At 67.8% G+C, this 23,700-nt stretch carries 22 protein-coding genes and 1 pseudogene; 8 read left to right on the top strand and 15 right to left on the bottom strand.

Annotation, left to right across the window (positions count from 1 at the left end; all coding sequences use genetic code 11):
• Positions 1-3 precede the first annotated feature (3 nt).
• On the bottom strand, positions 4-369 hold the full coding sequence (locus tag ESP70_RS12790) for a hypothetical protein (protein WP_149689624.1): 366 nt from the start codon (positions 367-369) through the stop codon (positions 4-6).
• Between the two features lie 63 nt (positions 370-432).
• Here ESP70_RS12790 and ESP70_RS12785 point away from each other — a divergent pair, with 63 nt between their 5' ends.
• A complete protein-coding gene (locus tag ESP70_RS12785) occupies positions 433-1,053 on the top strand; it encodes a DUF2238 domain-containing protein (RefSeq protein ID WP_149689623.1) in 621 nt (206 codons plus the stop codon).
• On the opposite strand, the pseudogene ESP70_RS12780 reads toward ESP70_RS12785, so the two are convergent.
• The 6 genes and pseudogenes from ESP70_RS12780 to ESP70_RS12755 form a co-directional block, all read right to left on the bottom strand.
• Positions 1,039-2,273, bottom strand: a pseudogene (locus ESP70_RS12780) (HNH endonuclease signature motif containing protein). The gene ESP70_RS12785 and the pseudogene ESP70_RS12780 overlap by 15 nt on opposite strands.
• A 240-nt stretch (positions 2,274-2,513) precedes the next feature.
• Positions 2,514-5,198: a pyruvate, phosphate dikinase gene (gene ppdK, locus ESP70_RS12770; protein WP_149689620.1), complete on the bottom strand. Its 2,685-nt coding sequence runs from the start codon at positions 5,196-5,198 to the stop codon at positions 2,514-2,516.
• A 316-nt stretch (positions 5,199-5,514) separates the two neighbouring features.
• On the bottom strand, positions 5,515-5,691 hold the full coding sequence (locus tag ESP70_RS20145; RefSeq protein ID WP_188110610.1) for a hypothetical protein: 177 nt from the start codon (positions 5,689-5,691) through the stop codon (positions 5,515-5,517).
• 225 nt (positions 5,692-5,916) lie between these two features.
• Entirely contained in the window at positions 5,917-8,883 is a 2,967-nt protein-coding gene (locus tag ESP70_RS12765) for a vitamin B12-dependent ribonucleotide reductase (RefSeq protein WP_149689619.1), read from the bottom strand.
• 125 nt (positions 8,884-9,008) lie between these two features.
• Positions 9,009-9,506, bottom strand: coding sequence for a transcriptional regulator NrdR (gene nrdR / locus ESP70_RS12760; protein WP_149689618.1), 498 nt, complete (start codon positions 9,504-9,506; stop codon positions 9,009-9,011).
• Between the two features lie 346 nt (positions 9,507-9,852).
• On the bottom strand, positions 9,853-10,701 hold the full coding sequence (locus ESP70_RS12755) for a hypothetical protein (RefSeq protein ID WP_149689617.1): 849 nt from the start codon (positions 10,699-10,701) through the stop codon (positions 9,853-9,855).
• A gap of 53 nt (positions 10,702-10,754) precedes the next feature.
• Between ESP70_RS12755 and ESP70_RS12750 the strand changes: the two genes are divergently transcribed.
• The 4 genes from ESP70_RS12750 to ESP70_RS12735 all read left to right on the top strand — a co-directional run bounded on the left by ESP70_RS12750 (position 10,755) and on the right by ESP70_RS12735 (position 13,895).
• Positions 10,755-11,324, top strand: coding sequence for a Dps family protein (locus ESP70_RS12750; RefSeq protein WP_149689616.1), 570 nt, complete (start codon positions 10,755-10,757; stop codon positions 11,322-11,324).
• A gap of 201 nt (positions 11,325-11,525) precedes the next feature.
• On the top strand, positions 11,526-11,828 hold the full coding sequence (locus tag ESP70_RS12745; RefSeq protein ID WP_149689615.1) for a GIY-YIG nuclease family protein: 303 nt from the start codon (positions 11,526-11,528) through the stop codon (positions 11,826-11,828).
• Between the two features lie 497 nt (positions 11,829-12,325).
• Positions 12,326-12,676: a YciI family protein gene (locus ESP70_RS12740; RefSeq protein WP_149689614.1), complete on the top strand. Its 351-nt coding sequence runs from the start codon at positions 12,326-12,328 to the stop codon at positions 12,674-12,676.
• A gap of 1 nt (position 12,677) precedes the next feature.
• Positions 12,678-13,895, top strand: coding sequence for an RNA polymerase sigma factor (locus ESP70_RS12735; protein WP_149689613.1), 1,218 nt, complete (start codon positions 12,678-12,680; stop codon positions 13,893-13,895).
• Here the strand turns inward: ESP70_RS12735 and ESP70_RS12730 are convergent.
• The 7 genes from ESP70_RS12730 to ESP70_RS20140 all read right to left on the bottom strand — a co-directional run bounded on the left by ESP70_RS12730 (position 13,882) and on the right by ESP70_RS20140 (position 18,945).
• Entirely contained in the window at positions 13,882-14,265 is a 384-nt protein-coding gene (locus ESP70_RS12730; protein ID WP_149689612.1) for a type II toxin-antitoxin system VapC family toxin, read from the bottom strand. The two genes, ESP70_RS12735 and ESP70_RS12730, sit on opposite strands and share 14 nt — an antisense overlap.
• A complete protein-coding gene (locus ESP70_RS12725; protein ID WP_149689611.1) occupies positions 14,262-14,492 on the bottom strand; it encodes a FitA-like ribbon-helix-helix domain-containing protein in 231 nt (76 codons plus the stop codon). Before ESP70_RS12725 ends, ESP70_RS12730 begins: the two co-directional genes overlap by 4 nt.
• A 125-nt stretch (positions 14,493-14,617) precedes the next feature.
• Complete coding sequence (locus tag ESP70_RS12720; RefSeq protein WP_149689610.1) at positions 14,618-14,836, bottom strand: hypothetical protein; 219 nt, start codon at positions 14,834-14,836, stop codon at positions 14,618-14,620.
• Positions 14,833-15,513, bottom strand: a complete 681-nt coding sequence (locus tag ESP70_RS12715) for a type 1 glutamine amidotransferase (RefSeq protein ID WP_188110609.1) — start codon at positions 15,511-15,513, stop codon at positions 14,833-14,835. Before ESP70_RS12715 ends, ESP70_RS12720 begins: the two co-directional genes overlap by 4 nt.
• Before the next feature lie 4 nt (positions 15,514-15,517).
• The gene (locus ESP70_RS12710) at positions 15,518-16,435 is read right to left on the bottom strand and encodes a hypothetical protein (RefSeq protein WP_149689608.1); all 918 of its coding nucleotides are present in this window, start codon (positions 16,433-16,435) and stop codon (positions 15,518-15,520) included.
• The gene (locus ESP70_RS12705; RefSeq protein ID WP_223148708.1) at positions 16,432-18,261 is read right to left on the bottom strand and encodes a penicillin-binding transpeptidase domain-containing protein; all 1,830 of its coding nucleotides are present in this window, start codon (positions 18,259-18,261) and stop codon (positions 16,432-16,434) included. Before ESP70_RS12705 ends, ESP70_RS12710 begins: the two co-directional genes overlap by 4 nt.
• A 300-nt stretch (positions 18,262-18,561) precedes the next feature.
• Complete coding sequence (locus ESP70_RS20140; RefSeq protein WP_188110608.1) at positions 18,562-18,945, bottom strand: LysM peptidoglycan-binding domain-containing protein; 384 nt, start codon at positions 18,943-18,945, stop codon at positions 18,562-18,564.
• Positions 18,946-19,228: 283 nt separating this feature from the next.
• On the opposite strand from ESP70_RS20140, the gene ESP70_RS12695 reads away from it, so the two are divergent.
• Positions 19,229-20,233 (top strand): YihY/virulence factor BrkB family protein, encoded by a 1,005-nt coding sequence (locus ESP70_RS12695; RefSeq protein ID WP_149689606.1) that lies wholly within the window; start codon positions 19,229-19,231, stop codon positions 20,231-20,233.
• 9 nt (positions 20,234-20,242) lie between these two features.
• Here the strand turns inward: ESP70_RS12695 and ESP70_RS12690 are convergent, their stop codons facing one another.
• Complete coding sequence (locus tag ESP70_RS12690) at positions 20,243-21,073, bottom strand: SDR family NAD(P)-dependent oxidoreductase (RefSeq protein WP_149689605.1); 831 nt, start codon at positions 21,071-21,073, stop codon at positions 20,243-20,245.
• Positions 21,074-21,157: 84 nt separating this feature from the next.
• Here ESP70_RS12690 and lexA point away from each other — a divergent pair, with 84 nt between their 5' ends.
• Together lexA and ESP70_RS12680 are read left to right on the top strand one after the other, a co-directional pair.
• A complete protein-coding gene (gene lexA, locus ESP70_RS12685) occupies positions 21,158-21,880 on the top strand; it encodes a transcriptional repressor LexA (protein ID WP_149689604.1) in 723 nt (240 codons plus the stop codon).
• 214 nt (positions 21,881-22,094) lie between these two features.
• Positions 22,095-23,699, top strand: coding sequence for an HAD family acid phosphatase (locus ESP70_RS12680; RefSeq protein WP_149689603.1), 1,605 nt, complete (start codon positions 22,095-22,097; stop codon positions 23,697-23,699).
• Position 23,700 lies beyond the last annotated feature (1 nt).

The following is a 23,700-nucleotide window of genomic DNA, read 5'->3' as shown; positions in this document are numbered from 1 at the left end:
GTCTCAACGCTTGCGGTCGGCGACGATCGCGGCGACGTTGAGCGCCGCCCAGCCGACGGTGACCGCGAGCACCTTGGCCTTGCGGCCGGCGGTCGTCGCCTCGTTGGTGAACAGGGCCGAGTCGGTCAGGTCGAACACGACGCGGCCCATCATCGCCTGCTCGCGGGCCTGTGCCGTCGGAGCCGCCAGCGCCAGCCCGCTGACGACCAGGTCGCGTACGCCGAACGTACGTGCGGCGATGTCGTAGTCGGGCTGCTTCAGCGGGCTCGCGGTGATCGCGTTGCCGAGGTGGCGGGGCTTGGCGAGCGCGAACACGGAGTAGGCGACGGTGGCGACGGAGATCATGGCGCTGTAGCTCGGCTTCTTCATGCTCCGACGCTAGGCGAGCCGAACCGGGCTCGCACGGTGAGATCGTGTGGGAGGGTGTGGGCCATGCAGATCCCCCGGACGCGCGGCTTCTATGCGGCGGTCGTCATCTTCGCGCTCACGTTGATCCAGCTCGCCGTGGGCGCGTTCGCGGGGCTCGACCAGTTCGAGGGCAAGGGATTCGGCTACCGACTGCTCGCCTATCCCCTGCTGATGCTGATCGTCCCGGCGGTCTGGTGGTGGCGAACGCGTGAGCGGACGCCTGCCGCTCAGCTCCCCTGGGGCGCGTTCGCGCTGATCATGGCGCCGTTCCTCGTCGACGTCTCCGGCAACACCGTCGACCTCTATGACTCGGTCGACTGGTGGGACAACGCCAACCACTTCTTCAACTGGATGCTGTTGCTCTGGGGCTGCGGCCTGCTGCTGCGCCTCGTCTGGACCGGCCCGGCGTGGGGCCTCATCCTCACGATCACCGGACTCGGCGCGATCCTGGCCGTCGGCTGGGAGCTCGGCGAGTGGTACACCTTCATCCGCCGCGGCACCGAGCTCGATGGCGCATACGAGGACACGCTCAGCGACGAGCTGCTGGGCACGCTCGGCGCCTTGGTCGCCGCGTTGATCGTCGGCCGAGCCGCGTCTCCGGGCAGGCCGGATGAGCCCGGTGTGACGGGCTCAGGCGGCGGTTGAGGTGGAGGCTTCGGCGCGGAATCGTGAGTTCCGCAGTGGCCTTCGCCTGGGGTCGATCGACGCCGGCGGGATGTATTCGGGATAGCCGTCGCCCGCGAACCTGATGTCCCAATCATCCGTGTGGACCACACGATGATGGTGCGCGCAGATCAGCACGATGTCGCCCAGGTCGGTGGCGCCACCCTTGGCCCAGTGCTTGCGGGCGTGGTGACCGACGCACCAAGACGGCGGCCGATCGCAGCCCGGGAAGCTGCAGCCGCGGTCGCGCACTTCAGCCGCGCGTCGCTGAGCCCGGTTGAACAGTCGCTGCTCGCGGCCACAGTCCAGCGGGAGGGGCTTGCCGTTGAAGACCATCGGCAACAACCCGTGTTCGCACGCCATCCGCCGGGCTTCGTGGACCGAGATCCGGCAGCCGGTGGAGAGGGTGCCGGCTTTGAGTCCGTCGATGAGGCTCTTGAGGTCGATGTTGACGGTCACCGTCACGCCGACACCCGCGGTGTCGGGAAGCTTGTCGGCCGGCAGGTGTTCGATCAAGGTGCAGAACGCACTGGCCATCTGCTGGCCGTAGGTCGGCTTGTCATCCAGGACCGCCAGTGCCGGATCGTCCTCGGCCTTCTTGACCTGAGGCGCATTGAGCGCCTCGAGGGCGTTCTTGAGCATCTCGCCCTGGGCCTCAGGGATGACGAACTCGCCCTTGTAGGTGCCGTCCTTGCGGTCAGCCATCCAGAAGTAGGAGTTCTTGCGCGCCTTGGCCTCACGCTGCGCGAGGGTCTCGTTCTCATGCGCATCGACATCATCGGGTGCGAACGTCTCGGTGATGCGATCGGCCCGGCGACTCAGGTCTTTGAGGCTGAGCTTCTTGCGTCGTCCAGCAGCTGGGTCTCGCATCCCTCTCGCTGCGCCTCGGTCGGGTCACCTGGCAGGTCCTTGACCTTGTCGGCGATCAGCTCAGCCTGGGCAAGCGACACCTCGCCGCGAGCCAACGCCTGTCGAGTCGCGGACAGGTCCTCGATCTTCTTGGCCTGCTTGAGCAGCTTGGCCGCGGCGCCGGGATCGCCACCGAAGCCGTTGGCAATCATCGCGCCCGTCGACGCCGCACCGATCGTGGATGCCGCCTCCGAACGATCCGCTGCCGCTGCCGCAGCCAGCTGGTGCGCCTTGACCCGCGACTCCAGCCGGCCGAGCGCCTCGCACGCCGCGATCTGCTCACGCGCGCTCATGTGTTCGTAGGTGTCGAGCTCGATCGCATCCAGCATCCGCGCGACATCCGCGAGGGCGGGAGACCATAACTCGAACATGTGTTCTATTCAACCAGAGAACACGTCAGTCGCGCAAGGCTCTCACAGAAATTATTCGCTGCTATTGCAGCGAATATCGTACCTGAAGCTGTGCCCAGTCCCAGCCTACAGAAGGGCTCCGACACTCCACCGGCGAGACCAACCCAGCTGTGGAAAAGCCCCTCAGGCAGACGCCGATGTGGCGCTCGCCGATCGGCCGGCCTCGAGTCGGGCGACGGGTACGCGATAGGGCGAGCACGACACGTAATCGAGCCCCACCTCGTCGAAGAAGTGGATCGAGGCCGGGTCTCCCCCATGCTCGCCGCAGACGCCGAGGTGCAGGTCGGGGCGCTGCTTGCGACCCATCTTCACCGCATGCTCAACGAGCAGGCCGACGCCCTCGATGTCGAGCGACTCGAACGGCGAGACCGCGAAGATGCCCTTGTCCAGGTACGTCGAGAAGAACGACGCCTCGACGTCGTCCCGGGAGAACCCCCACGTCATCTGCGTCAGGTCGTTGGTGCCGAACGAGAAGAACTCCGCCGACTTCGCGATCCGCCCGGCCACGGCCACCGCACGGGGCAGCTCGATCATGGTGCCGACCATGAACGTCAGCTTGGTGCCGGTCTCCTGCTCCACCTCCGCGGCCACCGCAATGATCTCGGCCTTGATCAGCTCGAGCTCCTGCGGGTCGCCGACCAGCGGGACCATGATCTCCGGCCGCGGGTCTCCGCCGGCAGCCGTACGCGCGGCAGCGGCTTCGAGGATCGCCCGGGCCTGCATCGTGAACAGACCGGGGATGACGATGCCGAGGCGTACGCCGCGCAGCCCCAGCATCGGGTTCTCCTCGTGCAGCCGCTTCACCGCGGCGAGCAGCTTGTGCGTACGCGGACTGTCCTCGCCGTGCTCCTCCTCGATCGCCACCTGCACCGCGAGCTCGGTGTAGTCGGGCAGGAACTCGTGCAGCGGCGGGTCGAGCAGCCGGATCGTGACGGGCAGGCCGTCCATCGCCTCGAGGATGCCGACGAAGTCGTCGCGCTGCATCGGCAGCAGGGCGCTGAGTGCTTCGTGCTGCTCGTCGGGCGTATCGGCGAGGATCAGGTGCTCGACGTACTCGCGCCGCTCGCCGAGGAACATGTGCTCGGTGCGGCACAGCCCGATGCCCTGCGCGCCGAACCTGCGGGCCCGCGCGGCGTCGGCCGGGGTGTCGGCGTTGGCGCGCACGCCCAGCCGGCGTACGTCATCGGCGTGGTCCATCAGCGCGGTCACTGCGCGCACGAGGTCATCACCCTCCGCGGCCTCGTCGCCCTCGAAGTGGCGTACGACCACGGAGTCGACCACGTCGACGGCGCCCTCGAATATCTCGCCCGTGGTGCCGTCGATCGAGATGACGTCGCCCTCCTTGACGACCGTGCCGTCGGCGGCCGTGAACTGGCCCGCCTCGGTGTCCACGTCGAGCTCGTCGGCGCCACACACGCACGTACGCCCCATGCCGCGCGCCACGACGGCGGCGTGCGAGGTCTTGCCGCCGCGACTCGTCAGGATGCCCTTGGCCGCGACCATGCCGGCCAGGTCGTCAGGAGTGGTCGTGCGGCGCACGAGGATGACGTCATCGCCGCTCGCAGCCCACTCCACGGCGGTCTGCGAGTCGAACACGGCCTTGCCCACGGCGGCACCCGGCGAAGCGTTCATGCCCTTGCCGATCAGGTGGCGCTCGGCGTCGGAATCGAACCGCGGGAACATCAGCTGCGCCAGCTGCGCGCCGGTCACCCGGTCGACCGCCTCGTCGAGGTCGATGATGCCCTCGGTGGCGAACGAGTGGGCGATGCGGAACGCCGCCTCGGCCGTACGCTTGCCGACCCGCGTCTGCAGCATCCAGAGCTTGCCGTGCTCGACGGTGAACTCGATGTCGCACAGGTCCTTGTAGTGGTGCTCGAGCTTCTGCATGATCGCGAGCAGCTCGTCGTACGCCGCCTTGTCGACCTGCTCCAGCTCGGCGAGCGGGATCGTGTTGCGGATGCCGGCGACGACGTCCTCGCCCTGCGCGTTCACGAGGTAGTCGCCATACAGACCCTGCGCACCGGTCGCCGGGTCGCGCGTGAACGCGACGCCCGTGCCGGAGTCGTCTCCCCCGTTGCCGAACACCATCGAGCAGATGTTGACCGCGGTGCCCAGGTCGTCGGGGATGCGCTCCTGGCGGCGATAGAGCGCGGCCCGCTCGGTGTTCCACGAGTCGAAGACCGCCAGCACCGCCATGTCGAGCTGCTCGCGCGGGTCCTGCGGGAAGTCGCGGCCGCCGTGCTCTGCGATGAGCCCCTTGTACGTCTCGATGAGTCCCTGCAGGTCCTCGGCGGTCAGGTCGAGGTCGTCGCCGGTCTTGCGGTCGGCCTTGAGCGCGTCGAGCGCCTCGGCGAACACGCTCGCCTCGATGCCCAGCACCGTGCTGCCGAACATCTGCAGCAGCCGCCGATAGGAGTCGTACGCGAACCGCTCGTCGCCGCCCGCGACCTGCGCGAGGCCCTTCACCGACTCGTCGTTGAGGCCCACGTTGAGGACGGTCTCCATCATCCCCGGCATGGAGAACTTCGCCCCCGACCGCACCGACACCAGCAGCGGGTCGCCCGGATCGCCGAGCTTGTTGCCGCGGGCCTGCTCCAGCGCCTTCAGGTGCTCGCTGACCTCGTCGGACAGCCCGTCGGGCTCCTTGCCCTCGGTCATGTATGCCCGACAGGCCTCGGTGCTGATCGTGAACCCCGGCGGCACCGGCAACCCCAGGTTCGTCATCTCCGCGAGATTGGCCCCCTTGCCGCCCAGGAGATCCTTCTGATCCATCCCGCCTTCGCTGAAGTCATACACGTACTGGGTCATGTCGCGATCATGCTCCCCAATCGAGTCACCCGCACAGGGACGAATGGCCCTCCGCCACAAGTAGCCCCTCGTCGGTCGAGTAGCCGACCGAGCGCCACCCTTCGCCGGTCGAGTAGCCGACCGAGCCCTGCGAAACGGCCCCCACGCCGGTCGAGTAGCCGACCGAGCCCTGCGAAACGGCCCCCACGCCGGTCGAGTAGGCCGACGAGCTCTGCGAGGAGGCCGTATCGAGACCCCATATCGACCACCCGCCCACCACAAACACCTCCGGCCGTGCACCCCCGAGGGTGCACGGCCGGAGTGGCATACGCGCTGATCAGTGGAACGTGTCAGCCGCGTTCTTGTTGATGGGCGCGAAGTCGAAGTTGTCGACCTGCACGTCGTCGCGGTTGACCGCATTGTGCTCGATGGTGTCCTTCGTGGCGAACTTGTCCTTGCCCTTCAGCCTTCGGGATGAGAAGGCCGGCCTGATTCGTCTGAGACTCTGAAGCATCCGTTCTGCTCAGCCGCTTAACGAATCGGCTCCGGATGCCATGCATGTTCCGATCCCTCTCGTGGACGCTTCAAGAACATACCTCCGCACGCATCCAGAAACAGACGGATGATCAAACTGGCCAACGACACAAGTTGCACAAGCGGCACTACTGAAGTCCCACGTTCTTCCACATGGATGAGCCCCGACCGTGCGGGTCGGGGCTCATCCACGTTCACGGCATGATCAGCTGCAGCCGCTGGTGCTGCCGCAGCCTTCGCAGACGTGGCAGGAGCCGGCGGGGCGCATCTTGGTGCCACAGGTCATGCAGAGCGGCGAGTCGACCGCGGAGCCGGTGAGGGTCTCCAGGAGCTCGGCGCTCGTGTGGGCGGTTGCCGGGGCGGGCTTGGAGGCCGAGGCGTCATGGCTGTCGCCGGAGACGCTGTGGGTCTCCCCTGCCTTGGCTGCCTTGGTCTCGATACGCTCCTCGTTCCTCGGAGCTACTCGACCAGCGGTAGTCGCCTCGGATGCAGAACCGGCGGCATCTTCGGACTCGACCACCGAGTCATCCGCGATCAGCTCGGCGGCTGTGGTGCCTCCGGTGTTGATCGGCTCGTAGCTGCCGGTGTCGAGGTAGCGCTGGCGCTCTTCGGCCGAGTGGATGCCGAGGGCTGAACGGGTCTCGAAGTCGAGGTAGTCCAGGGCCAGGCGACGGAACGTGTAGTCCATGATCGACTGGCTCATGCGGACGTCCGGGTCGTCGGTCAGACCGGCCGGCTCGAACTTCATGTTGGTGAACTTCTGGACGAACGTCTCCAGCGGCACGCCGTACTGCAGCGAGATGCTGATGGCGATCGAGAAGGCGTCCATCATGCCGGCGAGGGTCGAGCCCTGCTTGCCGAGCTTCATGAAGATCTCGCCGAGCGAGCCGTCGGGGTGAGCACCGGAGGTCATGTAGCCCTCGGCACCACCGACGGAGAACGACGTCGTGATCGACTGGCGCGACTTCGGCAGGCGGCGACGGATCGGCTTCTCGACGATGACTTCCTTGACCTCGACCTTGGTGTCACCCGAGGACTTGGCCTCCTTGCCGTCGCTGAGCGGCTGGCCGACCTTGCAGTTGTCGCGGTAGACCGCGAGTGCCTTGAGGCCGAGCTTCCAGCCCTGGAAGTAGACGTCCTCGATCTCCTCGACCGTGGCGGTCTCGGGCAGGTTGACCGTCTTGGAGATCGCACCGGACAGGAACGGCTGGCAGGCAGCCATCATCAGCACGTGGCCCATCGGCTTGATGGAGCGCTGACCCATCGCGGTGTCGAAGATCTCGTAGTGCTCGGTCTTGAGCCCGGGCGCGTCGACGACGTGACCGTTGTCGGCGATGAACTCGACGATCGCCTCGATCGTCTCGCCGGTGTAGCCGAGCTTCTTGAGCGCTGCCGGGATCGTCTGGTTGACGATCTGCATCGAGCCGCCACCGACGAGCTTCTTGAACTTGACCAGCGAGAAGTCCGGCTCGATGCCGGTCGTGTCGCAGTCCATCATGAAGCCGATGGTGCCGGTCGGTGCGAGCACCGACGCCTGGCTGTTGCGCCAGCCGTTCTTCTGACCGACCTCGAGGTTGAGCTTCCACTGCTTGGCAGCCTCACGGTGCACCGCGATGTCGATCGAGTGCAGCGTGCGGATCTCGTCGTTGGCGGCCTGGTGCTTGCGCATGACGCGCTCGTGCGCCGAGGCGTTCTGCGCGAAGCCGTCGTAGGGGCCGACGACGCCGGCGAGCTCGGCCGAGCGACGGTAGGACGTACCGGTCATCAGCGACGTGATCGACGCTGCGAGGGCGCGGCCACCGTCGGAGTCGTAGGCCAGGCCCGACGCCATGAGCAGCGCGCCGAGGTTGGCGAAGCCGATGCCGAGCTGGCGGTAGGCGCGCGTGGTGTCGCCGATCGCCTCGGTCGGGAAGTCCGCGAAGCAGATCGAGATGTCCATCGCGGTGATGATGAACTCGGTCGCCTTGACGAACGTCTCGGTGTCGAACGAGCCGTCGTCCTTGAGGAACTTCAGCAGGTTGAGGCTGGCGAGGTTGCACGACGAGTTGTCGAGGTGCATGTATTCCGAGCACGGGTTGGACGCCGTGATGCGGCCGGCCTCGGGCGAGGTGTGCCAGTCGTTGATCGTGCCGTCGTACTGGATGCCGGGATCGGCGCACGCCCAGGCAGCCTGCGCGATGTCCTCCCACAGCTTGCGGGCGTCGACGGTCTCGATGATCTCGCCGTTGGTGCGGGCGCGGAGCCCGAACTCGCCGCCGGACTCGACCGCGCGCATGAACTCGTCGTTGACGCGGATCGAGTTGTTGGCGTTCTGGTACTGGACCGACGTGATGTCGGCGCCGCCGAGGTCCATGTCGTAGCCGGCGTCGCGGAGGACGCGGATCTTGTCCTCCTCGCGGGCCTTGGTCTCGACGAACTCCTGGATGTCGGGGTGATCGACGTCGAGCACGACCATCTTGGCCGCGCGACGCGTGGCGCCACCGGACTTGATCGTGCCGGCGGACGCGTCGGCACCGCGCATGAACGAGACCGGGCCGGAGGCCGTGCCGCCCGAGGAGCGGAGCAGCTCCTTGGACGAGCGGATGCGGCTCAGGTTGAGGCCGGCACCGGAGCCACCCTTGAAGATCAGGCCCTCTTCCTTGTACCAGTTGAGGATCGAGTCCATCGAGTCATCCACCGCGAGGATGAAGCAGGCGCTGACCTGCTGCGGGCTCGACGTGCCGACGTTGAACCACACCGGGCTGTTGAAGCTGAAGACCTGGTGCAGGAGCATGTGCGTCAGCTCGTGCTCGAAGATCGTCGCGTCGTCCTCGGTCGCGAAGTAGCCGTGCTCGCGGCCGGCCTTGGTGTAGGTCAGCACGACGCGGTCGAGCAGCTGCTTGAGGCTCTGCTCACGCTCGGGCGAGCCGACGGCGCCGCGGAAGTACTTGGTCGTGACGATCGTGGAGGCGTTGACGCTCCAGAAGTCGGGGAACTCCACACCGCGCTGCTCGAAGACGTTCTCGCCGGTCTTCCAGTTGGTCTGCACGACGTCGCGACGTTCCCAGGTGACGTTGTCGTACGGGTGCACCCCCTCGGTCGTGTAGACGCGCTGGATCTTGAGGGCAGCGTTGCCCTTCTTGCCAGCAGTCTTGCGAGAGGACCCCGAGGGTCCGCTGACCGTTTCCGTCATGAGAGTGCTCCTATTTCGCGGTGTGTGATGTGTGCTTGCTACTTGCGTCTCGGTGGTCTCGATACGCTCCTCGTTCCTAGGAGCTGCTCGACCGGCGAAGGCCAGAGTTTCGAGACCAGCGGGACTCAGGTCTGGTGGTGGTCCTTCTTGGCGGTGTGCTCGGCGAGCTCACCGTCGGCGCCGGCCGCCATGAGGCTGGCGATCTCGTCGGCGAAGTCGTCGGCGGACTCGAACTGCTTGTAGACGCTGGCGAATCGCAGGTAGGCGACCTCGTCGAGGCTCTTGAGGGGCTCGAGGATCGCGAGTCCGACCTCGTGGGCCGGGACCTCCGCGCATCCGGAGTCGCGAAGCGTGTCCTCGACCTGCTGGCCGAGTCGCGCCAGGTCGTCGTCGTCGACCGGTCGGCCCTTGCAGGCCTTGCGGACGCCGGCGATGGCCTTGTCACGGACGAAGGGCTCGGTGGCGCCGGAGCGCTTGACGACCGTGAGCTGCATCTGCTCGATCGTGGTGAACCGCTTCTCGCAGGCGGAGCAGACCCGGCGACGGCGGATGGCTCCACCTTCGTCGGCGACACGGCTGTCGAGAACCCGGGTGTCGGTGTTCTTGCAGAACGGACAATGCATGTCGGTCAACTCCTTCCCATACAAGGGGCTTGGCCCGAAAAGTTGTCCCCCGATGGGGACAAGTGGTGTGGAAGCCGTGTGGATTCCGCCGATTTTCGGTGCGTAACCCTCCACAACATGTGGAGAACTACATTGGTGTAACTACTAGATCTAGTGCCACTGTACGCCGGTGGTGGGGCCCGTGCAACACGATTCCGGCAACCTCGGACACTTTCTGAATGGGACCGCGTCATTGCAGGTCAGACGCCATTTGGTCAGCAGAATTACGGCGTGTCGAAACCCTCCAGACACACCTGTATCAACACTTTTCGGCTCTCCCGTATGCCCTGGGAAGCCGGCACGACCCCTAGTGGTGGTGTGCCCAGCGGAGGAATGCCGCGGCGTGGTGGAGGTCGGCGAAGTCGTCGCCGAGCAGCTCGACCAGCAGGTCGTTGCTCCACACGCCGAGACGCCCGATCGTCCACGACGTCAGGTCGACGTTGGCGAGCTCCAGGCCGTACAACGACTCGATGATCGCGCGCTTGTCGGCGTACGTGACGATCGGCAGGAACCGGTCGGGATCGGCGACCGCGAGCGTCTTGGTGAGCAGCCCCTCGCCCCAGCCGGGCATCGAGAACCCGAAGCCCTGGTCGACGAGGTTGCTGAGCCGGTCCTCGAGCTCACCGGGTCCGCGCAACAGGTGCGCACTCACCGCGCGCACGCGGCGGGCGCCCTCGAGCTCGCCGAGCAGGACCCACGCCTTGTCGAACTCCGTCGGGTCCCCCGTGCTCGCACCCGTCGGGTCGTCGGCGAACAGCTTGAGGTCGTAGATCGTCGCCTTGTCGAGCCCGTCGGCGGAGAAGACCCACGCGAACTTGGCCCAGTGGCGGGCGACGAGCGGATCCGGCTCGTACGGCGTCGCGAGGAACTCCTGCTTGAGCGCCTCAACGCGTTCCAGAGCGCCGGCATCGACGTCCGTGGCCTTGGGGAACTGCTGCACGACGTACGCGATGGGCCGCGGCGCGACGACGGTGCTGGCCGCCCGGCGCGGCGTGCTCTTGCGGGCGGCTGCCGGCGTGGCCTCCGGCGTCGGCGAGCCGAACGGGAACGTGAACTTGCAGTCCGTGCACTCGGCCTCCTTGCGCCCGTCGGGCAGGGTGCGCAGCACCACGACATCGTCCTCGCGGACGCACAACGGACACACGATCAAAGCCATGTCGCAACCGTATGCCGACGTGTGAGACCGGCTTCGATGGGTAGGCCATGAGCATGCCTACTTCACCCAAGTACACGATTCCCGGACTCACCACCGCCGAGGGCGAGAAGCTCGCCGGCATTCTGCAGGAGCGCCTCAACGCGCTGATCGACCTGCACCTGACCCTCAAGCACGTGCACTGGAACGTCGTCGGCCCGCACTTCATCGCGGTGCACGAGATGATCGACCCGCACGTCGACGAGGTCATCGCGATGGTTGACGAGACCGCCGAACGCATCGCGACCCTCGGCACCTCGCCGTCGGGTACGCCCGGCGCCGTGGTCAGCGGCCGAAGCTGGGACGACTACTCGCTGGGTCGCGCCACCACCAACGAGCACCTCGGAGCGCTCGACGAGGTGTACGTCCGGCTGATCGCCGATCACCGCAAGGTGCAGGAAGCCGTCGCCGACATCGACCCGGTCACCGAGGACATGGTCATCGGCCAGGCCAAGCAGCTCGAGCTGTTCCACTGGTTCGTACGGGCGCACCTGGAGAGCTCCGGCGGTGCGCTGTCGACCGAAGGCGCGTTGTCCGAGGCCGAAGCGGCGATCCAGGCCAGCGACGCCGCCGACGTCACCGAGTAGTCCCGTACACCGCCGGTCGAGTAGCCGACCGAGCTCTGCGAGGGACCCGACTTTCTCGCCGGTCGAGTAGCCGACCGAGCTCTGCGAGGGAGGCGAGGTTCTCGCCGGCCGAGTAGCCGACCGAGCTCTGCGAGGGAGGCGTATCGAGACCCCTGTGGATGACCACTCACGCAATCGAGGCGCCACCGACATGCTCGTCGTATGGGCGGCTACATGTACATCCTCAGATGCGGTGATGGGAGCTACTACGTCGGCAGCACGCGCGACATCATCACCCGGCTTCGACAGCATCAAGCCGGGGAGGGTGCTGAGTACACCCGCCGACGTCTGCCCGTCGAGCTGGTCTTCGTCCAGCCGTGCGAGTCAATCGTTCAGGCGTACTGGTTCGAGAAGAAGGTGCAGAACTGGTCACGGGCCAAGCGTGAAGCGCTCATCAATGGCGAGCTGCACCTGCTGCCCGGGCTGTCGAAGAAGACGTTCAAGCGGTCTGGCTCGGGTGAGTAGTTATCTCACGGGTCTCGATACGCCGCTCGCTGAGCGAGCTTGCTACTCGACCGGCGAGAGAGCGGGGTCTCGATACGCCGCTCGCTGAGCGAGCTTGCTACTCGACCGGCGAGAGAGCGTGTGGTCTCGATACGCCGCTCGCTGAGCGAGCTTGCTACTCGACCGGCGAGAGAGCGTGTGGTCTCGATACGCCGCTCGCTGAGCGAGCTTGCTACTCGACCGGCGAGAGAGCGTGTGGTCTCGATACACCGCTCGCTGAGCGAGCTTGCTACTCGACCGGCGAGAGAGCGTGTGGTCTCGATACGCCGGCTCGCAGAGCTCGCGGGCTACTCGACCGGCGAGATGGATGAGCGAGCTTGCTACTCGACCGGCGAGGTGGATGAGCGAGCTTGCACGCGAGTGAAGATTCTCCCGCTCGGTGTCGATTTCGCCCTGCGTCGTTCGTGTAGGGGGTGAGAGGCTGGCAACAGGCCGGCCCGCACACAGGAGGCACCACCGTGACGCAGTACGTGCTCAACGTCATCGAACCCGTGATGGAGCCGGGGTTCACTCCCCCTCCGGAGTTCCTCGAGCCGATCATGCGCAAGCTCGCGATCGTCAACGACGAGCTGCAGGCGTCGGGCCAGTGGGTGTTCGCCGGCGGGCTCACCGGCCCCGACGCGACCACCGTCGTACGCCATCAGGACGGCGAGACGCTCATGACCGACGGACCGTACGTCGAGGGCAAGGAGCACGTCGGCGGCTTCACGATCGTCGACACCCCCGACCTCGACGCAGCGCTGGAATGGGCCGGCAGGTACGCCGAGGCGATCGGGCTGGCGATCGAAGTGCGCCCGTTCCGCCACTGACGTGACGACCGACGACGCCGGCATCGCGCACGTGTTCCGCGAGGAGCACGGCCGCGCGGTGGCCGTCCTGGCCCGGGTCTTCGGCGATCTCGACATCGCCGAGGACGCGGTCCAGGAGGCGTTCACCATCGCCGTCGAGCGCTGGCCCGCCGACGGCACACCGCCCAGCCCCAGCGGCTGGATCATCACCACAGCCAGACGCCGGGCGATCGACCGGCTGCGCCGCGAGGCCAACCGCGACGACAAGCATGCCCAGGCAGCCCTACTGCTCGAGCAGGACGAACCGAAGGAGGAGGGTCCCGTGGCCGACGACCGGCTCCGCCTCATCTTCACGTGCTGCCACCCCGCGCTCTCCCCCGCTGCCCGCGTCGCACTGACGCTGCGGATGCTCGGCGGGCTGACCACGCCGGAGATCGCGCGAGCGTTCCTCGTGCCGGAGCCGACGATGGCGCAGCGGCTCGTACGCGCGAAAGGCAAGATCCGCGCGGCGCACATCCCCTACCGCGTGCCCCGCGACGCGGACCTGCCCGACCGGTTGCGCGGCGTGCTCGCGGTGGTCTACCTGGTGTTCAACGAGGGCTACACCGCCAGCTCGGGCGCCGATCTCGTACGCGCGGACCTGTGCGCCGAGGCGATCCGGCTCGGCCGGCTGCTGGTCGAGCTGATGCCCGACGAGCCCGAGGCCGCTGGCCTGCTCGCCCTGATGCTGCTCAACGACTCACGGCGATCGGCACGTACGTCCGGAGGCGACCTCGTGCTGCTCGCCGACCAGGACCGCGCGCTGTGGGATCGCGAGCAGATCGCCGAGGGGCAGGACCTCGTACGCCGATGCATCCGGCGGGGCCAACCCGGGCCGTACCAGCTGCAGGCCGCGATCGCCGCCGTGCACAGCGACGCAGTGACGGCCGCCGACACGGATTGGCGTCAGATCGTGCAGCTCTACGACCACCTCATGCGGCTGGCGCCGAGCCCGGTCGCAGCGCTCAACCGTGCGGTCGCGGTCGCCGAGGTCGACGGTCCAGCAGCGGGCCTCACGATCGCTGACGGGCTCGACCTGGACGGGTTCGGGCTGTTCCACGCGATCCGTGCCGACCTGCTGCGTCGGGCCGGGCGTACGGACGACGCCGCGCAAGCGTACGAGCGGGCGATCGACCTGACCGAGAACGCGGTCGAGCGGGAGTTCCTGCGACGAAGGCTGACCGAACTCAGACGACGATGACGTCGACCAACGTGCGAGCGGCCTTGGCAAGCCGGCGGTCGCGCGTGACCAGAGGACAGTCGAGTGACTCGGCCAGCACGACGTAGGCAGCGTCGTAGGCCGTGACCGTGTGCCGCAGGTCGAAGGCCCGAACCCGGAGATCGTGCGCGGAACCCCATCGGGTGATCGGCAGCTGGTCGAAGTCGCGCAGGAGATCCCGCGCGCGATGCTCCGAGATGTGGCCGCCCAGAGCCAGACCTCTGACGGCCGAGACCACCTCGAAGTCGATGAGTGTCGGCGCCGCCAAACGGTCGTCGAGCGACTCGCCGACGAGGTCAGCATCGGTGCCGACCAACGCGTCCACGACCACCGAGCAGTCGGCGACGATCACCGTTTGCCGTCGCGATCGGCTCTGATGATGTCGACGGACGAGACTGCCGATCGCTCGGACCGTGAGCGTGCTCGTTCGAGGACCTCAGCGAGCGTCGGCCGTGACGCCTCCTCGACCAGCAGCGCCCGCAGGTACTCGTTGAGCGACACTCCGCGGGCCGCGGCACGTGCCTTGAGCGCCTGCCGAGCGTCGTCGGGCACGTCGCGAATCTGCACCAAGCCAGCCATGCATACATTCTAGCCGTTGATGTATGCACTATGCATATCTGCGAGTCATCCTAGGATGTCGGCATGACGAAGCCCCTTGATCGCCCAACGGCTCGACGAGTGGAAGTCGATCGCGAGCAGCTGAGTCAGCGATTGCGGGGGTGCGACTTCGCCGTGCGCTCGTTGCCGCGTTTGTAGTTGCCGGTGAGGCGCGCCATCAGCAGCTGCGGATCGCTCGACTCGGCGTCGCGGACGAACTGGTGGGCCTTCTCACCCCGCAGCACCGCTGCCACCCGGCCGTGGTGCGAGATCACGACCTCCTTGCCGCGGACGACCCACTCGAAGCCGCTCGGCCGGCCCTTCACGGGGTCACCCGCAGATAGGTGAGCGCCGAGTCGACGAGGGTGTGCGCGAGGTTGCGGGTCGCCGCGGCGTGCGCATGCGCCTGGCGGATCAGGTCCTTGGTGTCGATGCCGACAGCGCCGTAGTAGCCCTCGTGCACCCACCGTTCGTACGTCTCCGCGGTGACCTCGGGGTGGAACTGCCACGCGATCGCCCGCGCACCGTGCGCCTCGTCGATGAAGCACTGCGGGCCGCGCCACGACGTGCCGATGACGTTCGACGTGGGGCCGGGCGCGAACACGTCACTGTGCATCTGCGCCCATGGACCCTCGGGGCACAGGATGGGGTCGATCGTGTCGACGCGCTGCCAGCCGAGCTCCGGCTGGTCGGCCCTCCAGGACGTACCGCCGAGCGCACGGGCCATGAGCTGGGCGCCGTAACAGATGCCCATCACGGGTGTGCCGGCCCGCAGCGCTCCGCGGACGAACCGGGACTCGGCCTCGACGACGTCCTTCCACTTCGGCTCGTGGGCGCCCTTGTCGGAGCCGAGCAGGAAGATCAGATCGGTGTCGCCGATGGACGCGTAGGCCGGGAGGTCGTCACGGTCGAGCTCGACGAGCTCACCGCCCAGCTGGAGCAGGCGCTCGTGGAAGTGCCCGCCGTCCTTGTCGGCCTCGTCGGCGACCACGTGAATGCGCATGAGGTCATTGTGCCGGTTGATCCGGCCGTGGCGTGGCTCGGAGTGCGAGCCAGGTCGCCGCTGCTGCAGCGACAACGATCGGGACGCCCCAGGGCGCGAGTGACCGCGCATCCAGCGAGGCCGCCATGCGCCACACGTCGGCGGCGGCCGAGAGCTGGTCGCCCCACAGGTCGTGCCGCCCCATGCCGGGGCGGAGGAACACCTCCATGTAGCCGGCCGCGGTGATCGTCGGGCCGATGAACCAGGCCAGCAAGACGATCCCAGCCCAGGCCACCGCGCGTACGCCCGGCACGAGGCCGACACAGAGCAACGCGACGGCGAGCACCGCGGCGCCGGACCACTCGCTGACGCGGTGCGCCACCTCGAGCCGACCGGTTGTATCGACCAACTCGAACGCCATGAACACGCTCATGACCCACATCGGCGTCGCACCGGCGAGGGCGCCGACCGCGAACCCGAGGCCGACGCGTCCGAGCAGGCTCAGCAGCCCCAGACCCAGACCGACGATCGCGGTGACGATGACGACGATCGTCAGCCCGTTGGTGATTCGGGTGTCGACGGCCGTGCCGCTGACCCCGTTGCGGGTCTGCAGCAGTGTCACGAGCAGGGCGACGGCAACCCCCGCGGTGCAGGCGCCCGCGCGCAGCGCGCGGCTTCCGTCACTCAGGATGGAGGTGAGACCGGCCACCACGCCGCCGACACCCGCGCCGAGCACGAGCTGGCTCACGCCGCCGGACATGAGGGGCGGCAGCAGCAGGAAGCCGACTCCCCTCTCGGTGAGCACGTCGCGACCGGTGCCGTTGAGCAGCCACGGCAGGAACCCGGCGAGCCACCACGCCACGGCCGCAACCGGCACGAGGGCCCACGGAGGCAACGACCGCCAGAGCGTACGTTCGACAGTCGGCGTCAGCTCGATCGTCACTGGGCGCTCCTCAGGAACTCCTCGAGCAGTGGCCCGGCCGTGCCGGAGCCGGAGTCGCCGTCGTCGACGAACACCGCGACAGCGAGGTCGCCCTGGGTCGCGATCATCCAGGCATGTGTACGCGGTGGGGTGTCGGTGCCGTACTCGGCCGTCCCGGTCTTGGCCGACACCGGCTTGCCGGGCAGGTCCAGCAGGAACCGGCCGCTTCCGCTCGTCACGACCCCGCGGAACAGCTCCTGGAGCTGCTTGGCCTCACCGTTGGTCAGCGGATCGGCGGGCTTCGCCGCGGGCTTGGTCGGCGACTGGTCCAACAGCGTCGGCGTGACCCGCGAACCATGGGCGATCGAGGCGGCGACCACGGCCATGGCCAGCGGCGAGGCCTCGATCTTGCCCTGCCCGATCATCGACGCGGCGTGCTCCGTGCCCCCGGCCTTGCTGGGCACGGATCCGAGGTAGGCCGGATAGCCCAGGTCGAGGTCCGGCCCGAGTCCCAGCGCCGCGGCCGCAGCTGCGAGCTTGCCCTGGGGCGCCTTGCCGCGGGTAGCGATCATCGCGGTGTTGCAGGAGTTGGCGATCGCCGCGCTCAGCGGGATGTTGCCGATCGCACTGCCCGGGTAGTCGGAGTAGTTCTTGAACCGGCGACCCTCGACCGTCACGGTCGGCGTGCACGGCACGGTGCTGGACGGCTTGAGCCCGGAGCGCAGGAATGCCAGCGCCGTGACGAGCTTGAAGGTCGACCCCGGCGCGTAGTGCCCCGCCGCCGCGGTGTCGGCACCCTTGCCGCCCGGGCCGCTCGCGAGGGCGACGATCTTGCCCGACGACGGGCGGATCGCGACGATCGCGCTGGCCGGCTTCACGTTCGAGAGGATCTCGTCGGCCGCGCCCTGCAGCTTGACGTCGATCGAGGTGCGGAGCGTCTTGCCGGGGCGCGGCGCGCTGGAGAACACCTCGCGCGCCTTGGACCCGGCCACCGCCTCGACCGTGACTCCGGGGTTGCCGCGCAGCTGGCTGTCGTAGCGCTGCTCCAGACCCGTCAGGCCGACCAGGTCACCCGGGCTGACCGAGCCCTTGGACTTGGCGATGATCTCGGCGGTTGCCTCGCCGACGACCCCGAGCAGAGGCTGTCCGAACCCCTTGGTCGGCGCCAACGGCAGCACGGCGCCGAGCTGGGCTGCGCCGGGGATCGAGGCGATCTGGGCATCGCTGAGCGTGTCATCGGAGTCCGCGCGCACCACCAGGCCGACCACGAATGCCTGCGGGCCGGCCGCCTTGACCGCCTTGGCGAACCGGTCGGCGTCGATGTCGATCAGCCGGGCCAGCGCCCGCGCCGAGCCGTCCGCCTCGGCGGCCTTGATGCGCGACTTGTCGATGCCGATCCGCTCGACCGGCCGCTCGATCACCAGGCCCTTGCCCCCGGCGCCGACGATGTCACCGCGGTCGGCTGGCGACGTGCGCATGCGGAGTGCCTCGTCGGCGGTCAGTCGGGGCGCGACGATCGCCGGGCTCCACTTCACCCGCCACTCGTCGTCCTCGTACGCCAGCTTGGCCGGGGTGGCGTAGGTCCAGTCAGCGCCCTTGAACGTCCAGCTGGTCTTGAGCGTCGCCGTCGCGCTGTCGCCGTCCTTCTCGATGTCGCCGACCGTGACCTTGGCCCGCGCGGAGCCCATGCCCTCGACGATCCGCTTGAGGTCGGCCTGCGGGATGCGGCCGCCCTTGACCGCGGGTATGCCCTTGAGGTCCTGCTTCGCCAGACCGGCGGCCAGCGCCTCGGCGGCCTTGCGAGGGTCGGGCGGCCCACCCGTGCACGCGCTCAGGAGCGCGGCCATCACCGCTGCTCCGCTCAACATCGCAACCATCCGTCGGCCGGGTGCAGCAGGTGACGTCACGTGGTCCCTCTCCGAAAAGTGTCAGGCTTTCGCCTGCACACAGAAGCAGCAGTCAAACAGGTGGCAGTCCCCCGGTCAACGAGCACCTACGCGAGTCCTTTCCCGGCGTGGTCTCGATACGCGAACTCGCAGAGCTCGCCTGCTACTCGACCGGCGAGTCGGCGGAACACGACGGCGCCCGCGGCACCCCTTCCCCAAGGTGCACCGCGGACGCCGGTGGGTGTTGCAGTGACGATCCCGCTACTTGTAGACGGGGACCGCGATCTCCGAGCCCAGCTGCAGCGCCGAGGCATTCGGAAGCGAGTTGAGCCGGACGATGTCGTCGACGGTCTTGCGGATGTCGCCGTTGGGGTTGGCCTGGCTGGCGATCTGCCACAGGGTCTGGCCCGGGAGGACGCGGACCGACGTGGTCTCGGGCGCAGTGCCGGGCTGGTCGCCGGCGAACGACGAGGACCCGAACATGACCACCAGCAGCGCGACGACGGCGACGGCCGCGGTGAGCACGACGACCTTGCCGCGACGGGTCAGACGCACGTGCGGAGCCGGCCTGGCGTCGGGCACGGCGCGCAGGTGGCGGACCGGACGGACGGAGTGGTCGTGATGACTGAATGCGATGCTGCTCATGATGGCCTCCAAGGGGGAAGTGAGGGCTGGTGTGGAGTTGTGGTGTGGTCGATCAAACGCTGTTCTCGATGTCATTCGATGGTGCGAACAGGCGTTCGATCGAACACATGTACGACGATAGGGGACGCCTCTGACAAAAGGAAGCATCTGTCGAACACAATTTCGATAGGTGTCGCGTTGCGCCTGCCATTCCAGCCAAAATCGACAGCGAAATTTCTCGCCGTGTGCGCGATGCCACACGCCTCGGGAGGCGGCCACAGCTGAGCCGCACTACCGTCGAGGCATGACTTCTCCGCGCAAGAGCGTCATCACGGCCTGGAAGCAGGCATCATCTCGACAGGCCCCGTTGCTGGCCGCCGGCGTCGCGTTCTACGCGTTCCTCTCGCTGTTCCCGGCGATGATCGCGGCCGTCATGACGTACGGGCTGGTGGCCTCCCCCGAGACCGTCGCGAACCAGTCAGACCAAATCGCCGACGCCCTGCCGTCCGATGCGGCGTCGGTCGTCACCGGACAGCTCGACTCGCTCATCAAGACCTCGGACAGCTCCCTCGGCATCGGCCTCGCGGTCGCGTTGGTGCTGGCGATCTACAGCGCTGCGGGCGGGGTCGGCAACCTCGTCACCGCGATCAACGCGATGTTCGGCCTCGGCGAGACCCGGGGGTTCATCAAGCGCAAGGCCCTGTCCCTCCTGCTGACGCTCGGCGCGATCGTCTTTGTCGTGCTGGTCGTGGCGCTCGTGGCGGTTGCTCCGGCGGTCCTCGACGAGATCGACATCGTGCCCGGTGTACGCGCCGCGTTCGAGGCCGGCCGCTGGCTGCTGCTGCTCGCCGCCGTCACGATCGCGATCGGTGTGCTGTTCCGGCTCGCGCCCAACCGCGCCGCCAGCGGCTCACTGGTGTCCAAGGGTGTCGTGGTCGCCACCGTGCTGTGGCTGCTGGTGTCGGTGGGCTTCTCGCTGTACGTCGACAACTTCGGCAGCTACGGCAAGACGTACGGCGCACTCGCCGGTGTCGTGGTGCTCCTGCTGTGGCTGTGGATCGGCATCTACGCGATCCTGCTCGGCGCATGCGTCGAGGCGGTCCGCGAGGACGTCGTCACGCCGGAGACGGTCGAGGAGGACACCACGATCGCCGAGTGGCGTACGGCCGAGGCTGCGGGCGAGACCGTCCCCACCGAGGTCGTCGAGGAGCCCGAGCCGGAGACCGAGCGCGAGCCTGGAACACTGCGCGAGCCGGACTCCCGGTCCGCGTCGCTGTTCAAGCGCAAGCGCCACGCACGCCAGCACTGACGCGAGCGGTCAACGCTTGCCGGCCTTCTTGAGCTTGCGGGCACCGAGTCTGCGGAGCCACGGGTCGACATGGAGAGCCGCACGCGGGGCCAGTGACGCCGTGCGCGCGACGACCCCGCGCCACGCGGGCAGGGTCTTGTAGACGCGCCCCGTGCCGAACATGTCGACGAGCTCGCGCGCGACCTGCGGCGGCGTGAGCAGGACACCAGCGGCCAACGCAGCTCGTACGTCACCCTGCGCGTCCATCGATTGCACCATCGCGGTGTCGACGCCGTCGGGGCACACCGCGTGGACCTTGATCTTGTCGCGGTGCAGTTCGGAGGCGAGCGATGTCGTCAGCGACAGCACCGCGGCCTTGGTTGAGGCGTAGACACTGAGGGCCGGCACCGGCGCGTGGGCGCTGAGCGACGCGACGATGCCGATGTCGCCACCCTTGACGCCGTGCTGGTCCCGGAATGCGTCGGCGGCGGCTCGTACGCCCCAGACCACGCCGAGCACGTTGACGTCGACCATCGCGCGTACCTGACCCACCGACAGCGCCGTCACGTCCCCCTCGGCCAGCACGCCGGCGTTGCAGACCCAGGCCCCCAGCGGTGCGATCTCGCGGGCGCGAGCGGCGATGTCGCGGTTGGCGTCGGGATCGGTCACGTCGAGGCCGAGACCCAGCGCGGCGCCGATCTCCTTGGCCGCGAGCTCGGCGGCGTCGGCATCGAGATCGGTCACCACGACCTCGTAGCCACGGCCCACCAGCTCGAGGGCGATCGCCCGGCCGATGCCCCTGCCCGCCCCGGTGACGACGGCTGAACGCGGGCTTCCGGGCTTCACCAAGGGCTTCGACACCGCCCCAACCTAGACGCCACGCCTCGCGACACGCCATCGAACATATGTTTGAACTGGCCCTGTGTTCCGGGTTACCCTTCCGGCATGACCGAAGACCGAAACGCCGACGTCACCGAGCTCCCCGACGGGCCCGCAGACTCCTCGGGGCTGACCGCGCGGCAGCGCAAGGTGCTCGAGTTCCTGCGCGACGAGATCGAGAAGCGGGGCTACCCGCCCAGCATGCGCGAGATCGGTGCGGCGGTCGGACTGACCAGCACGTCTTCGGTCGCCCACCAGCTTCGCGCCCTCGAGGCGCTCGGCTACGTCAAGCGTGACCCCAACCGGCCCCGTGCGCTCGAGATCTTCCTGCCCGACGTCATGGCGGCTCGCCGTTCGATGAGCAGCGCCGTCGAGAGCACGTTCGACGAGACCGGCATCGGCGACGCACTCCCCCAGGCCACCAATGTCCCGCTGGTCGGCCGCATCGCCGCCGGTGGTCCGATCCTGGCCACCGAGCAGGTCGAGGAGATCTTCCCGCTGCCCAAGTCGCTCGTCGGCGAGGGCACGCTGTTCCTGCTCGAGGTGTCGGGCGACTCGATGATCGACGCGGCGATCTGCAACGGCGACTACGTCGTGATCCGCCAGGAGCAGACCGCCAACAACGGCGACATCGTCGCGGCACTGCTCGACGGCGAGGCCACGGTCAAGACGTTCCAGCGCAAGGACGGCCACGTCTGGCTGCTGCCGCACAACGAGGCATACGACCCCATCGACGGCACGCACGCCTCGATCCTCGGCATCGTCACCGCAGTCCTCCGCCGCGTCTGACCCACGTTCCCTGAGGAGGTGCGTGCTCTGCCTCCCGTCCCCAGTCGGCCGCTGGCGGCCTCCTTAGGGAACGGAGATCTGGACCGAGCCTTGAACTCACCGCCCTCCGCTCAGGGAGCGGCGTCTTAGTCAGTCCTTAACCGTTTGGGTATCGCCGACGGGCGGCAATCCGAGTAGCGTCGTTGCGTCAGACAACCACATCCTCGGGGGCTCCATGTTCACGACTCGTACGCTCACGGCCATCGCCATCACCAGCTCACTCGTCCTGGTCGGCGGCGCCGCCCAGGCCAAGGGCACCGACCATCAGTTGAGCCCTCGTACGCACTTCGTGATGAAGCCCGACGGCTCCAGCGGACTCAGGGCCGACGGTGCCGGCATCCCCAACATCGACTCCGTCAAGAAGACGATCGCCGCCTACTACGGCGACCCCGGCACGGGCATCGCCAACAAGGAGAGCTCGCCCTACATCTCCGAGATGGATCGCATCGTCAAGCGAGCCACCAAGAACCTGCAGTCCACGTATGACCGCGAGATCAAGCAGGGGAAGAAGCCGGCGATCGTGTTCGACGCCGACGACACGACCCTGTGGACGTACGACATGGAAGTCGCCGGGATGCACTTCACGTTCGACCCCGCCCTGCAGGACGTCTATGTGCAGGGCCAGAAGTTCCCCGCAACCCCCGCGATGGTGGGCTTCGTCGACAAGGCAGCCGACATCGGCTACACGATCTTCGGCCTCACCGGTCGCAACGACAACCAGAAGGCCGCGACGCTCGGCAACCTCGACAAGGTCGGCTACGACGCGTTCACGGCCGACCGCTTCTACACCAAGTGGACCGGCACGGGCAGCTCCCAGCAGCCGTCCTACATCACGTGCGCGACCGCCAAGTGCACGACGGTCGAGTACAAGGCCGGCACCCGCAAGCACATCGAGTCGCTCGGCTACGACATCACGCTCAACGTCGGCGACCAGTGGTCCGACCTCCAGGGCGGCTACGCCGACAGCACGCTCAAGCTGCCCAACCCGACCTACTACCTGCCGTCCGCCGACCTGCCGGGCGTCCACGAGCCGGAGCTCTCGCCGCGTACGCACTTCACCATGAAGCCGGACGGGTCCAGCGGGCTCAAGGGCGACGGCGAGGGCATTCCCAACATCGACTCGGTCAAGAGCACGATCTACGCCTACTACGGCGACCCCGGCACCGGTATCGCCGACAAGGAGAGCTCGCCCTACATCCGCGAGATGGCGAAGCTCACCCACTCGTTCGCTCCGTCGGTGCTGGCGCAGTGCCGCGCCGGCGTCAAGCACCACACCAAGCCGGCGATCGTCCTGGACGCCGACGACACGACCCTGTGGACGTACGACATGGAGGTCGCCGGGATGCACTTCACGTTCGACCCGGCCCTGCAGGACGTCTACGTGCAGGGCCAGAAGTTCCCGGCCACCCCGTCGATGGTCTCGTTCGTCAACGCCGCCGACAAGGCCGGCTGCACGATCATCGGCCTGACCGGGCGCAACGACAACCAGAAGGCCGCGACGATCGCGAACCTCCAGAAGGTCGGCTACCAGGGCTTCACCGCCGCCAACTACTACACCAAGTGGACAGGCGTCGGCTCGTCGCAGCAGCCGTCCTACGTCACCTGCGCGACCGCCAAGTGCACGACGATCGAGTACAAGTCACAGACCCGGGCGCACGTCGAGTCGCCCAGCGGTGGCGGCTACGACATCGTCGCCAACTTCGGTGACCAGTTCAGCGACCTGATCGGCGGGCACGGCAAGGCGTACAAGCTGCCCAACCCGACGTACTACCTGCCCTGAG

The sequence above is a fragment of the Aeromicrobium ginsengisoli genome, assembly GCF_004134905.2.
Taxonomy (GTDB): Bacteria; Actinomycetota; Actinomycetes; order Propionibacteriales; family Nocardioidaceae; genus Aeromicrobium; species Aeromicrobium ginsengisoli.
The sequence above is the reverse complement of the archived record's forward strand: the minus strand, read 5'-3'. Positions and strand labels throughout refer to the sequence as shown.